Annotated in this window: 11 protein-coding genes; 5 read left to right on the top strand and 6 right to left on the bottom strand. The window is 59.1% G+C overall.

Going from position 1 to position 13,630, the window contains the following annotated elements:
• Nucleotides 1-9: 9 nt before the first annotated feature.
• The 5 genes from FQ187_RS23900 (at nt 10) to FQ187_RS23880 (ending at nt 3,964) form a co-directional block, all read left to right on the top strand.
• Nucleotides 10-1,005: a zinc transporter ZntB gene (locus tag FQ187_RS23900; RefSeq protein ID WP_149631358.1), complete on the top strand. Its 996-nt coding sequence runs from the start codon at nt 10-12 to the stop codon at nt 1,003-1,005.
• 63 nt (nt 1,006-1,068) lie between these two features.
• Nucleotides 1,069-1,317, top strand: a complete 249-nt coding sequence (locus FQ187_RS23895) for a hypothetical protein (protein ID WP_027922557.1) — start codon at nt 1,069-1,071, stop codon at nt 1,315-1,317.
• 2 nt (nt 1,318-1,319) lie between these two features.
• Nucleotides 1,320-2,144, top strand: a complete 825-nt coding sequence (locus FQ187_RS23890) for a mechanosensitive ion channel domain-containing protein (protein WP_008027407.1) — start codon at nt 1,320-1,322, stop codon at nt 2,142-2,144.
• 87 nt (nt 2,145-2,231) lie between these two features.
• A complete protein-coding gene (sigX, locus tag FQ187_RS23885) occupies nt 2,232-2,822 on the top strand; it encodes an RNA polymerase sigma factor SigX (protein WP_008146300.1) in 591 nt (196 codons plus the stop codon).
• A 107-nt stretch (nt 2,823-2,929) separates the two neighbouring features.
• Nucleotides 2,930-3,964 (top strand): OmpA family protein, encoded by a 1,035-nt coding sequence (locus FQ187_RS23880; RefSeq protein WP_149631357.1) that lies wholly within the window; start codon nt 2,930-2,932, stop codon nt 3,962-3,964.
• 85 nt (nt 3,965-4,049) lie between these two features.
• On the opposite strand, the gene cobA is transcribed toward FQ187_RS23880, so the two are convergent.
• From cobA to FQ187_RS23850, 6 genes are all read right to left on the bottom strand, one after another.
• Nucleotides 4,050-4,814: a uroporphyrinogen-III C-methyltransferase gene (cobA, locus tag FQ187_RS23875; protein ID WP_149631356.1), complete on the bottom strand. Its 765-nt coding sequence runs from the start codon at nt 4,812-4,814 to the stop codon at nt 4,050-4,052.
• A 10-nt stretch (nt 4,815-4,824) separates the two neighbouring features.
• A complete protein-coding gene (locus FQ187_RS23870; protein ID WP_178122756.1) occupies nt 4,825-7,539 on the bottom strand; it encodes a nitrate reductase in 2,715 nt (904 codons plus the stop codon).
• A complete protein-coding gene (gene nirD / locus FQ187_RS23865; protein WP_008146292.1) occupies nt 7,539-7,856 on the bottom strand; it encodes a nitrite reductase small subunit NirD in 318 nt (105 codons plus the stop codon). The genes FQ187_RS23870 and nirD overlap by 1 nt, the downstream gene beginning before the upstream one ends.
• Nucleotides 7,853-10,306, bottom strand: a complete 2,454-nt coding sequence (nirB, locus tag FQ187_RS23860; RefSeq protein WP_149631355.1) for a nitrite reductase large subunit NirB — start codon at nt 10,304-10,306, stop codon at nt 7,853-7,855. The genes nirD and nirB overlap by 4 nt, the downstream gene beginning before the upstream one ends.
• 398 nt (nt 10,307-10,704) lie before the next feature.
• A complete protein-coding gene (locus FQ187_RS23855; protein WP_149631354.1) occupies nt 10,705-12,375 on the bottom strand; it encodes a bifunctional protein-serine/threonine kinase/phosphatase in 1,671 nt (556 codons plus the stop codon).
• A 7-nt stretch (nt 12,376-12,382) separates the two neighbouring features.
• Nucleotides 12,383-13,594: a NarK/NasA family nitrate transporter gene (locus FQ187_RS23850; protein WP_129442812.1), complete on the bottom strand. Its 1,212-nt coding sequence runs from the start codon at nt 13,592-13,594 to the stop codon at nt 12,383-12,385.
• Nucleotides 13,595-13,630 lie beyond the last annotated feature (36 nt).

The raw sequence follows: 13,630 nt of genomic DNA, 5'->3' as shown, positions 1-13,630 counted from the left end.
GGGGTGAGGATGTTCGAGGAAGAAAACGCGCAGTGGGGGCTGGTGCATGCCCTGGTGCTGGACGGTAAAGGCGGTGCGCGTTCGATAGCCCGGACTGAACTCGATGACTTGCAGCTGCAGGCTCATGAAAGCCTGTGGCTGCACTGGGATCGCAGTCACCCGCAAACCCAGACCTGGTTACGAAAATCCAGCGGTCTGAGCGAATTCAGCTGTGATCTATTACTTGAAGAAAACACCCGTCCGCGTCTTTTACAGCTTTCGGACAGCGAACTGCTGCTATTTTTGCGTGGGGTGAACCTGAACCCGGGTGCCGAGCCGGAAGACATGGTCTCGGTGCGGATTTTCGCGTCAGCCCAGCGGGTTATTTCTCTGCGTTTGCGTCCGTTGCGCGCCACCGATGAGTTGCTGGTGCAGCTCACTGAAGGCAAAGGACCCAAAACTGCGTCAGAACTCATCCTTTATATGGCGCAATACCTCACCAACAAGGTGCAGGATCTGGTCAGTTGCCTCTCGGAAGTGGTCGATGAGGAAGAAGAAAAGCTGGATGCCGACGAACGGTATACACCCGAGCACGGAGCCATTTTGCAGATCCGTCGCAGGGCCGCTGCGCTGAAACGTTTTCTTGCGCCGCAGCGGGAAATATTCGGACAACTGACACGGATAAAACTGCCTTGGTTCGTCGAGGACGACGGTGATTACTGGAACGAATTGAACAATAGCCTGACCCGGTATCTCGAGGAGCTGGAATTGACCCGGGAGCGGGTGGGGTTGGTCCTCGAGGCAGAAGATAGACGTTTGAGTGTGCGAATGAACCGCACGATGTACCGCTTCGGGATCATCACCGGGATCTTTTTGCCGATGAGTTTTCTAACGGGGCTTTTAGGTATCAATGTCGGCGGGATTCCGTTCTCTGCAAGCCCCTATGGCTTCCTGATCGCTTGCCTGATCATGGTCTCGGTGGCGCTGGGGCAGTGGTGGATATTCCGACGTTTGCGCTGGGTCTGAGGGTGAACCATGTGACCCGAGCAAATTTGGCCGCGTCTTTCACAGACATCACGAGAGGTGCGTATGCACGATCCGTTTGAACAGTCTTTGCGCGACATGCTGAACGCCTCGCCGTCCACCCGGGACGACGATGCGTGCCTTGGGCGTGTACTGAAAACCGCCAACCGCCAGGTCGGCGCCGGTGATCTGTTTAGCCTGCTGGGCCGCTGGCTGCCCGCGCTGATGATCGCCCTGAATAACGGATCGGCCCATGTCGCTCCGGTTTCCCGCCACCGTAAACCTACCGTTCGCACTGCTGATAAGGCTGATTGAATATGGAACTTGATCTCTGGACTCAGAGCCTCGTCACTGCAATGACTGCGTTATGGACCAAGGTTGCAAATTTCATCCCGAACCTGTTCGGCGCACTGGTTGTGCTGCTGTTGGGTTTCGTCGTTGCGAAACTTTTGGACACTTTGTTGTCCAAGTTGCTCGCCAAGCTGGGGCTCGATCGCCTGATGGGCGGCACCGGACTGACCAAATTGCTGTCCCGGGCCGGCCTTCAAGTGCCGATCTCGACCTTGATTGGCAAGATTGTCTATTGGTTCGTTCTGCTGATTTTTCTGGTTTCTGCCGCAGAATCCCTTGGACTTGAGCGAGTTTCGGCTACGCTTGACATGCTTGCGCTGTATTTGCCGAAAGTATTCGGCGCCGCGCTGGTGTTGTTGGTGGGTGTATTGCTCGCACAATTGGCCAATGGGCTGGTGCGGGGTGCGGCAGAGGGCGTAGGGCTTGACTACGCTGCGGGCTTGGGGAGAATTGCCCAGGGCCTGGTGATTATCATCAGTATTTCGGTCGCAATCAGCCAGTTGGAGGTCAAGACTGACCTGCTCAACCATGTGATTGTGATCGTATTGATTACCGTTGGTCTGGCGGTTGCGCTGGCCATGGGGTTGGGAAGCCGGGAAATCGCCGGTCAGATTCTTGCGGGAATCTATGTGCGTGAGTTGTATCAGGTTGGACAACAAGTGCGTGTTGGCGAGGTCGAAGGCCAGATCGAAGAGATCGGCACGGTTAAAACCACATTGCTGACCGATGAGGGTGAGCTAGTCTCACTCTCCAATCGGATTCTCCTGGAGCAGCATGTGAGTAGCCGCTAACCCGGCAAACCCTGCTAATGTACGCCGCCGCAAAATGCCCTGTAAGGGCTGCGGCGGACATTGACCTGACTGTCGGCCCGACTTGTTTTGAATAAAGCTCAATCGCTGTCCACGCGCTACGACCCCCGCGAGCTCTCTGATGAGGAGTTGGTCGCGCGCTCGCATACCGAGCTGTTTCACGTAACACGCGCCTACGAAGAACTGATGCGGCGTTACCAGCGAACATTATTTAACGTCTGTGCACGGTATCTTGGGAACGATCGCGATGCAGACGATGTCTGTCAGGAAGTGATGTTGAAGGTGCTGTACGGCCTGAAGAACTTCGAGGGGAAATCGAAGTTCAAGACATGGCTGTATAGCATCACGTACAACGAATGCATCACGCAGTATCGGAAAGAACGGCGAAAGCGTCGCTTGATGGATGCTTTGAGTCTGGACCCCCTTGAGGAAGCGTCTGAAGAAAAGGCGCCGAAACCCGAGGATAAGGGTGGACTTGATCGCTGGTTAGTGTATGTGAACCCGATTGACCGTGAAATCCTGGTGCTACGATTTGTCGCAGAGCTGGAATTTCAAGAGATCGCGGATATCATGCACATGGGTTTGAGTGCGACAAAAATGCGTTACAAACGTGCTCTAGATAAATTGCGTGAGAAATTTGCAGGCATTGCTGAAACTTAGTTCGGCGCAAATATCTCTTACGTGTAGGCAAGTTCTGATAGACTTGCCGCCGAGTTGTCCCCCGGTTTGCGGGACTGCTTCACAATCACCAGATGGGGATTTAACGGATGAAACTGAAAAACACCTTGGGCTTTGCCATTGGTTCTCTTATTGCCGCTACTTCGTTCGGCGCGCTGGCACAAGGCCAAGGCGCAGTTGAAATCGAAGGCTTCGCCAAGAAAGAACAGTACGACAGCGATCGTGACTTCAAAAACAACGGCAACCTGTTTGGCGCTTCCGTAGGCTACTTCATCACCGACGACGTTGAACTGCGTCTGGCTTACGACGAAGTGCACAACGTGCGTTCCGATGACGGTCGTAACGTTAAGGGCGCTGATACCGCTCTGGACGCTCTGTACCACTTCAACAACCCAGGCGACATGGTTCGTCCATACGTTTCGGCCGGTTTCTCGGACCAGAGCATTGGCCAGAACGGCGGTGGCGGTCGTAACCGTTCCACCTTCGCCAACGTTGGTGGCGGTGCCAAGCTGTACTTCACCGAGAACTTCTACGCCCGTGCTGGCGTTGAAGCTCAATACAACATCGACCAGGGCGACACCGAGTGGGCTCCAAGCGTCGGTATCGGTGTGAACTTCGGTGGCGGCTCCAAGCCTGCTGCTGCTCCAGTTCAAGCACCCGCTGAAGTCTGCTCCGACAGCGACAACGATGGCGTGTGCGACAACGTTGACAAGTGCCCGGACACCCCAGCCAACGTAACTGTTGACGCTGATGGCTGCCCAGCAGTTGCTGAAGTTGTTCGTGTTGAGCTGGACGTGAAATTCGACTTCAACAAGTCGGTAGTCAAGCCTAACAGCTACGGCGACATCAAAAACCTCGCTGACTTCATGAAGCAGTACCCATCCACCAGCACCACTGTTGAAGGTCACACTGACTCCGTCGGTCCTGACGCTTACAACCAGAAACTGTCCGAGCGTCGTGCAAACGCCGTTAAACAAGTTCTGACCAACCAGTACGGTGTTGAATCGTCCCGCGTTCAGTCTGTTGGCTACGGCGAATCCCGCCCAGTTGCTGACAACAAAACTGAAGCTGGTCGCGCTGTTAACCGTCGCGTAGAAGCGAAGGTTGAAGCTAACGCTAAGTAATTAGCGCGCAACTCTGAAAAGCCCGGCTCAGGCCGGGCTTTTCTTTGTCTGCGATTTGGTGAAGGCAGGGTTGAAGCGGGGAGAGTCAGGCTGACTGATTGACCGCAGTTGCGGGCAAGCCATGTTCCAGAATGGATACTTTCGCACAGGCTGCCACAGCACCAATCACCAGGATTGCCGGACTCTTCAACTCAAAGGCGTAGGCATCTTCTTCCATCGCTGTCAGGTCGCTCCGACATTCGCGTTGGTGTGGCAGGGAAGCGTTTTCAATCATTGCCACCGGTGTATCCGCCGCCATTCCTCCGGCGAGCAACTGCTCACGAATCTCGCTCAGTTTTGCGACACCCATATACACCACCAGCGTCGTGCCACCTTGGGCCAGGGCTTGCCAGTTCAGGCTGCTGCCATCCTGAGTGTGGGCGGTGACCAGTGTCACGCCACGAGCAACACCCCGCAGGGTCAACGGAATATTGCATTGCGTTGCGCCGGCAAGCCCGGCGGTGATGCCATTGACCAGTTCCACTTCGACCCCGTGTTCACGCAGCCACTGCGCCTCTTCGCCGCCCCGGCCAAAAATGCACGGGTCGCCACCCTTGAGCCGTACCACGCTTTTACCGTGGCGGGAATAACGCAGCATCAGGCGATGAATGAATGCCTGAGGTGTGGAGCGACAGCCGCCGCGCTTGCCCACGGGAATGATCCGCGCCTGCGGGCAATGCTCCAGCACCGCGTCGTTGACCAGGTCATCGATCAGCACCACATCTGCTTCGCTCAACGCCCGTACGGCCTTGAGGGTCAACAATTCCGGATCGCCAGGACCCGCACCCACCAGCCAGACTTTTGCGCTCATAGTGTTTTCCTCACGAGGTGACGGCAACCGGCTGCGCAGTGGCGGCCAGCAAACGCTTGATTTCCGGGACGCAGGAGCCGCATTGCGTGCCGCAGCCCAATTCTTGTTTCAAACCCAGCAGGTCCAGACCGCGGCTAATGCCGGCGCAGACCGCGCTTTGGCTGATGTTTTTGCAGTTGCACAGGGTTTTGTTACCGATAGCCGGCGTACTAGTGTTGCCCGGCGGTGCGCTCAGCGGTGCCAGCAACCAGCGCCGCAGCTGTTCGTCAGCGCGACCTTCCAGCCACAGGCTTTGCAGCCAGTGTTGGGCAAGGGTTTCACCGGCCAGGCGAATTGCAGTGATCCGGCCGTTCTCGATCCGCACCCGTTTACCGATGGAGCGCCGTGGGTCGTCGTAGGCCAAAACCGGGCCATCGTTGAGTCCCAGGCATTGATCGATATCACGCAGCAGTTGAGGGTCTGGCGCGACGGCGCTGGCGGCGCGTATCAGCAGCGCGGGACGTTCACGGCCGACGAGGCTGAGGCTGACGTAGGAAAACGCCTCGCAGAGTGGTCTTAGCGTCTCAAAATGCTGTTGAACATCGCCCTCGACCAGGGCGAAAAGGTTCCACGGCAGTTGCACCGGTTCCAGGCGCACGCTGCTGTGTTTGAGTTCGGGCTGTTTCGATAGCGGGTCGAAGGCGGGAAGAGTGAGGGTATTTACGCCGCCCTTGAGGAAGCGGTCACCCCAATGCATGGGCAGAAAGGCCTGACCGGGTCGCACGCTGTCGTCACCGCCGACGGCGACAATCACTGCGCCACGGCGACTTTTCAGGCTGACCAGGTCGCCCGATTGCAGCCGATGCCGGCGCAGTTCATCCGGGTGCAAACTCAACACAGCTTCGCTGACATGGCCAAATAGCTGCGCGGCGGTGCCGGTGCGGCTCATGCCGTGCCATTGATCGCGCAGGCGGCCGGTGATCAGGGTCAGCGGGAAGCGCGCGTCGCGTTGTTCCTTGCCGGCGCGGTACGGGTCGGCCACAAATTGCGCACGTCCACTGGCCGTCGGGAAAACGCCGTCCAGGTACAGCCGGGCCGTGCCTTCGCTGGCGCCAGTGGGGAAGGGCCATTGCTGCGGGCCGAGGCGGTCGATCAGTGCATGACTGATGCCGGACAAGTCCAGATCACGCCCGCGGGTCAATTGCTTGTACTCGTCGAAGACCTGCGCCGGATTTTCAAAGGCGAACAGGCTGGTTTGCCCGGGACGCAGATGTTTTTCCAGGCGCTGTGCGAAATCCACCGTGATCGCCCAGTCCGAGCGGGTTTCACCGGGTGTGACGATGGCTCGGCGAACGTGGGAAATGCGCCGCTCGGAGTTGGTCACAGTGCCGTCCTTTTCGCCCCAACTGGCGGCGGGCAGCAACAGGTCGGCAAACGCGGCGGTTTCGGTGGTCCGGAACGCTTCCTGCAACACAACGAACGGGCAGGCTTGCAGTGCCGTGCGCACGGCGGTTTGGTCCGGCATTGATTGCGCAGGGTTGGTGCAGGCGATCCACAGCGCCTTGATCTTGCCGCTGCGCACCTGCTCAAACAATTCGATTGCGGTGAGCCCGGTGTTTGCAGGCAGTTGATCCACGCCCCAATACGCCGCCACTTCCGCGCGATGTTCGGCATTCGCAGCCTCGCGATGGCCTGGCAGCAGGTTCGACAAGCTGCCGGTTTCGCGGCCACCCATGGCATTCGGCTGACCAGTCAGGGAGAAAGGTCCTGCGCCGGGGCGGCCGATTTGCCCGGTGGCCAGGTGCAGATTGATCAACGCGCTGTTCTTCGCGCTGCCGGCGGTGGACTGGTTCAGCCCCATGCACCACAGCGACAGGAAGCTCGGCGAGGTGCCGACCCATTTGGCGCATTGCTGCAGTTGCTCGACACTGATCCCACAGAGCTGCGAGACCATCTGCGGCGTGTAATCACGCACCAGGTTTTTCAGTTCGGCCAAGCCTTCGGTGTGGGCTTTGATGAAGTCGCGGTCGACCCAGTCTTCCCACAGCAGCAGGTGCAAAATCCCATGGAACAAGGCGACATCGGTGCCTGGCAGAATCGCCAGGTGCAGGTCGGCCAGATCGCAGGTGTCGGTACGACGCGGGTCGATGACGATGACTTTCATCTGCGGCCGGCGGGATTTCGCTTCCTCCAGGCGACGGAAAAGTATCGGGTGGGCGTAGGCCATGTTGCTGCCGACGATCATCACGCAGTCGCTCAGTTCCAGGTCTTCGTAGCTGCACGGCGGTGCGTCGGCGCCCAGGCTGCGCTTGTAACCGACCACTGCCGAAGACATACACAGGCGCGAATTGCTGTCGATGTTGTTGGTGCCCACCAGTGCTCGCGCCAGTTTGTTGAAGGCGTAGTAATCCTCGGTCAGCAATTGTCCGGAAATGTAGAACGCCACGCTGTCCGGGCCGTGTTCGGCGATGGTCTCGGCAAAAACGCTGGCGGCGTGATCGAGGGCTGTGTCCCAGTCGGTGCGACTGCGGGCCAGGCCTTTGCCCAGGCGCAGTTCGGGATACAACGCTCTGGCTGCGAGATCGCCGGTCAGGTGCAAGGTAGAGCCTTTACTGCACAGTTTGCCGAAGTTGGCCGGATGGGCCGGATCACCGCTGACGCCGAGAATGTGCTCGCCGTCATGCTCGATCAGCACGCCGCAGCCGACCCCGCAATAGCAGCAGGTGGAAGCGGTGATCTGGTTCATCAGCTTGCTTCCCGCAGGGCCAGCAACACCCGGCCATTCTCGACCCGTGCTGAATGGTGGTGAGCGCAACCGATGTCCGGGGCCTGGGCTTCACCGGTTTCCAGGTCGATCTGCCAGTTATGCAGCGGGCAGGCGACCCGTTTGCCGTAGATCAAACCTTGGGACAGTGGCCCGCCCTTGTGCGGGCAGCGGTCATCGAGTGCGAAAACCTCATCGTCGCTGGTACGAAAAATCGCGATGTCACCTTTCGGGCCGGCGATGATCCGCGAGCCCAGGGCATTGATTTCTTCCAGTGCGCAGATATCCAGCCAGTTCATGCCGACACCTCCAGGTTCTTCACTGCGATGACGTCGAATTCTTTTTTCAGCAACGGTTGTTCCAGGCGTTCCTTCCACGGGTCCTGTTCGAACGACAAGGAGAATTGCAAGCGATCGTTGAGTGCCTTGCGCCGCTCCGGGTCTTCCAGCACGGCTTTTTTGATGTGTTCCATGCCGACCCGTTGCAGGTAGTGCACGGTGCGTTCGAGGTAGAACGCTTCTTCGCGATAGAGCTGCAGGAACGCGCCGTTGTATTCACGCACTTCTTCGGCGGTCTTGAGCTTGACGAAGAATTCCGCGACTTCGGTTTTTATCCCGCCGTTGCCGCCGATGTACATCTCCCAGCCCGAATCCACGCCGATAATTCCGACGTCCTTGATGCCCGCTTCCGAACAGTTGCGTGGGCAACCGGAGACGGCCAGTTTCACTTTGTGCGGCGACCACATGTTGAACAGGTCGTGCTCAAGCTCGATGCCCAGTTGCGTGGAGTTCTGGGTGCCAAAGCGGCAGAACTCACTGCCGACGCAAGTCTTCACGGTGCGGATGGATTTGCCGTAGGCGTGGCCGGACGGCATGTCGAGATCCTTCCAGACGCCCGGCAGGTCCTGCTTCTTGATCCCCAGCAAATCGATGCGCTGGCCGCCGGTCACCTTGACCATGGGCACGTTGTATTTGTCGGCCACGTCGGCTATACGCCGCAGCTCCGAAGGATTGGTCACACCGCCCCACATCCGTGGGACTACAGAGTAAGTGCCATCTTTCTGAATGTTGGCGTGGGCCCGTTCGTTGATCAGGCGCGATTGCGGATCGTCCTTGGCTTCGCCCGGCCAGGTGGAAATCAGGTAGTAGTTGAGCGCCGGGCGGCACGTGGCGCAGCCGTTCGGCGTGCGCCAGTTCAAATAGCTCATGGTGCCGGCGATGGTCAGCAGATGCTGCTCGCGGATGGCCTGGCGGATTTGCCCGTGATTCAAGTCGCTGCAACCGCAAATGGCTTTTTCGCTTTTCGGTTTAACGTCTGCTGCGCCGCCCACGGTGTTGATCAGAATCTGTTCCACCAGCCCTGCGCAGGAACCGCAGGAGCTGGCCGCCTTAGTGTGTTTCTTGACGTCGTCGACGCTGAACAATCCGTGCTCCTGAATCGCCTTGACGATGGTGCCTTTGCACACGCCGTTGCAGCCGCAGACTTCGGCGGTGTCGGCCATGCTCATGGCTTTGTCCTGGCCTTGATGTCCTACATCGCCTAGAGCGTTTTCACCGAACATCAAGTGATCGCGGATCTCGTCGATGGCGTGGTTCTCACGGATCTGCCGGAAATACCAGCCACCGTCTGCGGTATCGCCGTACAGACAGGCCCCGACCAGCACGTCATCCTTGATCACCAGTTTTTTGTAGACTCCGCCGATCGGGTCGGAGAGGGTGATGGTTTCGGTGCCTTCGCCGCCCATGAAGTCGCCAGCGGAGAACAAGTCGATGCCCGTGACTTTCAATTTGGTCGACGTCACCGAGCCTTTGTAGGTGGCGAAGCCCAGTTGGGCGAGGTGGTTGGCGCAGACCTTGGCTTGTTCGAACAGCGGCGCCACCAGGCCGTAAGCGATGCCGCGGTGGCTGGCGCATTCGCCGATGGCGTAGATGCGTGGGTCGTAGGTTTGCAGGGTGTCGTTGACCAGAATCCCGCGGTTGCAAGGGATGCCGGATTTTTCCGCGAGTTCGGTGTTGGGGCGAATGCCGGCGGCCATTACCACCAGGTCGGCGGGGATGATGTCGCCATTTTTGAACTCAACCGAGCCGACCCGGCCATTGCCGGCATCGTGCAGGGCCTGGGTTTGCTCGCAAAGACGAAAGTGCAGGCCGCGGGCTTCCAGGGCAGTTTGCAGCAACTGGCCGCTGGTTTTATCCAGTTGCCGTTCCAGCAGCCATTCACCGATGTGCACCACGGTGACGTGCATGCCGCGCAGCATCAGACCGTTGGCGGCTTCCAGGCCGAGCAGGCCGCCACCGATCACAACGGCGTGCTTGTGGGTTTTCGCGGTGTCGATCATTGCCTGGGTATCGGCGATGTCGCGGTAGCCGATCACGCCGTGCAAGGTGTTACCGGGAATCGGCAGGATGAACGGAGTCGAGCCGGTGGCGATCAGCAGACGATCGTATTCGGCCTCGCTGCCGTCTTCGGCGATCACGCGGCGTTTGACCCGGTCGATCTCCACCACTTTGCGGTTGAGCAGCAGCTTGATGTTGTTGTCCAGGTACCAGTCCAGATCGTTCAGCACGATCTCTTCGAAGGTCTGCTCGCCGGCCAGTACGGGTGACAGCAGGATGCGGTTGTAGTTGGTATGAGGTTCGGCGCCGAAGACCGTGATGTCGTACAGCTCATTGCTCAGCTTGAGCAGTTCTTCCAGGGTGCGAACCCCGGCCATGCCGTTGCCGATCATCACCAGTTTTAGTTTTTTCATCAGGTTCTCCGGGGAGCTCAGACTCGCCTCATCAGGGCTTTCAGGTCTTGCTCGACAAATTTGCGCAAACAAAAAAAGGCGTCTCGCTAGTTGCCTAGCGAGGACGCCTTTGTCCTGGTCCCGTTCTCTCGGGCAGCGCATCCTTCATCGTTGAAGGCTGGGCTTTATGTATGGTGAGAAAGGTAATGCAGTGGTTGTGCCAAGTCTCGCAAATGCAGAATTTATGGGCTTTCGTCATGGGCGGAGGGTGTTTCCGTGCACCGGTTCAATGCGCGATGCCCGGTTTTGAAGCAGAAAAGTCAAAAGATCGCAGCCTACGGCAGCGCCTACAGGAGATCGTGGGCACCCGTAGCTGCCGCAGGCTGCGATCTTTTGATCTTTTGGGTGCAGTGAAAAACTCAGCCATGAAACAGTAAAACCAACAACACCAGGTTCACCAGTAACGACACCAGCGCCAAGGTCCGCCAGACCTTCAATGGTTCGCGCTCCAGCAACGGTCTGGGTCGCACGCTCAAACTGCGCCGCTCGCCCTGTTCCAGCAGCAGCAACCATTCTTCCGCCGTTTCAAATCGTTGATCCGGATCCGCCGCCACGGCGTGCTCCAGACTTTGCGCAATCCATTCCGGCAGGTCGGGTCGATAGCGACTGGCGCTGACAGGAACCCCGAACCGTGGGCGCTGGAAGGCTTCGATTTCGCCGTAGGGATAATGCCCGGTGAGCAGGAAATACAAGGTCACGCCGACGGCATACAGGTCCTGTTGCGGTGTCGGTGCTTCCCCGCGAAAGGCTTCCGGCGCGATATAGCAGGGCGTTCCGGGCAGGGCAGAAGGCTGATCTTCGGACAGGCCGGGACAGTAGGCGAGACCGAAGTCCAGCAGGCGTAATTCGCCGTCGTCCCCCAGTAGCAGGTTCTCCGGTTTGATATCGCGATGGAGAATCTGCCGTCGATGCAGCATGCCAACGGCGCGCAGCAGGCGTTCGGCCAGATCCTGCCATTGAGGCAGAGGCAGCGGTCCGACATCGGCGTGCAGCTCCGCCAACGTAGATCCGGAATATTCCCGCATCACGTAGTACAAATGCTGACGCTGACTGCTGGCATGGACTTCAGGGAAATGCCGCCCGGCCACGCGCTTGAGAAACCATTCTTCCGACAGCAACGCCTGCCCGGCCAAGTGATCGTCGCGCAGCGCGCCCGGTAAGGTTTTCAGCAGCCAGGGTTGTTGTTGCCCATCGCGTACCCGATAGAGCAACGACTGCTGGCTCTGACCGAGTATCCCTTCGACCTGCCAACCTTCGAAAGTCTGGCCTGGTTTCAAGGCGGGCGGCAGCGGCCATTGCTGCAAATGAATCAATGCATCGCCGATGCTCGTTTCACCGAGGGCATCGACTCGCACCAGCAGTGCGCTGGCATTGTCCTGGCTGCCGGCCAGATGCGCCGCGTTGACCAAGGTCTGCGCAGCGCTGTTCAGATCCGGTTGATCGCGCAGAATTGCCGCAATCGCGGTGTCGCCCAGCACGGCCCAAATGCCGTCGCTGAGCAGTACGAAACTTTCGTTCAGCCGCAGTTCGCCATCGAGAAAATCCAGCACCAAATGCTGATCGAGCCCAAGTGCCCGTTTGAGCACATGCTGCATGCCCGGCTGGTCCCAGACGTGATCCTCGCTGACCCGTTGCAAGGTGTCGGCGTGCCAGCGATAAACACGGCAATCGCCGACGTGGGCCAAGGTAAATCGCCTACCGCGCATGACCAAAGCACTGACAGTGGTGAGCAACGGTTGCCCACCGCCATTGGCCTGCAACCAGCGATTTTGTGCCAGCAGCAGGCGATCCAGTGCCTGCGCGACGCCCCAGGTTTCCGGCGTGGCGTAGTAATCCAGCGCCAGAGCCTGCAGCGTCGAGCGGGCGGCGAGGCCACCATCGGCGCACTGGCTGACGCCATCGGCGATGGCGAACAGGTAACCCTTGCTCGCCGCCAGCGCCGGGGCCGGAGTCACCAGGCGCAGGGCGTCCTGATTCTCCTCGCGAGGGCCGATGGCACTCGCTTCGGCAAAACTCAGTTGCAGGCTCATTAAGGTCTCAGACCCGAGCAGCGGTTACAGCGGCAGAACCCCAAGTAGTTCTCCAGCGACGTTTCACGCCGTGCAGACCGAACCAGGCCAGAACGCCAAGGCTGGCGAACAACCACAAGGCCAATTGATAACTGCCAGTGCTTTGCTTGATCGCGCCCATGCCTGCTGCCAGTGCAAACCCACCGATACCGCCGGCCATGCCGATCAAACCGGTCATCACACCGATCTCGCGACGGAAACGCTGCGGCACCAATTGGAAAACGGCGCCGTTACCGGCACCCAAGCCGAGCATGGTGCAGACGAAAAGTGCCAGTGCCGCGTAGGAACTCGGCAGATTGAAACCCACCGCTGCGATGCAGACCGCCGCCACCGTGTACATCCCCAAAAGGGTGCGAATGCCACCGAAACGGTCGGCCAGAGCGCCGCCCAACGGACGCATCAAGCTGCCACCGAACACACAGGCTGCGGTGTAGTAACCGGCGGTCACCGGGCTGAGGCCATATTGGTCGTTGAAATAGCCGGGCAGGGCGCTGGCCAAGCCGATGAAGCCGCCGAAGGTCACGCTGTAGAAAAACATGAACCACCAGCTGTCGCGGTCGCCCAAGGCCTTGAAGTAGTCGGACACGGACTTGGCTTTCGGCCGCTCAGGCGCGTTTTTGGCCAACCAGGCGAAGACGATGATGGTCAGAATCAGCGGGATCAGGGCGAAGCCGAACACGTTGCTCCAGCCAAATGCCGCGGCCAGCACCGGGGCGATCAGTGCCGCGAGCACGGTGCCCGAGTTACCGGCACCGGCGATGCCCATGGCTTTGCCTTGGTGTTGTGGTGGATACCATTGCGACGCCAGCGGCAGGGCGACGGCGAAGGATGCGCCGGCCATGCCGAGGAACAGGCCCAGCACCAGCGCTTGTTCATAGCTGTGGATGCCGAGCTTCCAGGCCCCGAACAGTGCGCAAATGACGATCACCTGGCCAATCAGCCCGGCGGTTTTCGGTGACAGGCGATCAGCCAGCAAACCCATTACAAAGCGTAATACGGCCCCGGCCAGAATCGGCGTGGCCACCACCAGCCCGCGCTGTTGGGTGGTCAGGTGCAGGTCGGCGGCAATCTGCACCGCCAGCGGGCCGAGCAGGTACCAGACCATGAAACTCAGGTCGAAATAGAGGAAGGCCGCGAACAATGTCGGGGTATGGCCAGATTTCCAGAAGCTTGATTTCATCGCGCACCTCAGCTGTTAGGAGTCTCGAGAAGGAGT

Source organism: Pseudomonas sp. ANT_J28, assembly GCF_008370005.1.
Lineage (GTDB): Bacteria > Pseudomonadota > Gammaproteobacteria > Pseudomonadales > Pseudomonadaceae > Aquipseudomonas > Aquipseudomonas frigoris.
Note: the sequence above shows the minus strand (reverse complement) of the source record. Positions and strands in the feature narration are given on the sequence as shown.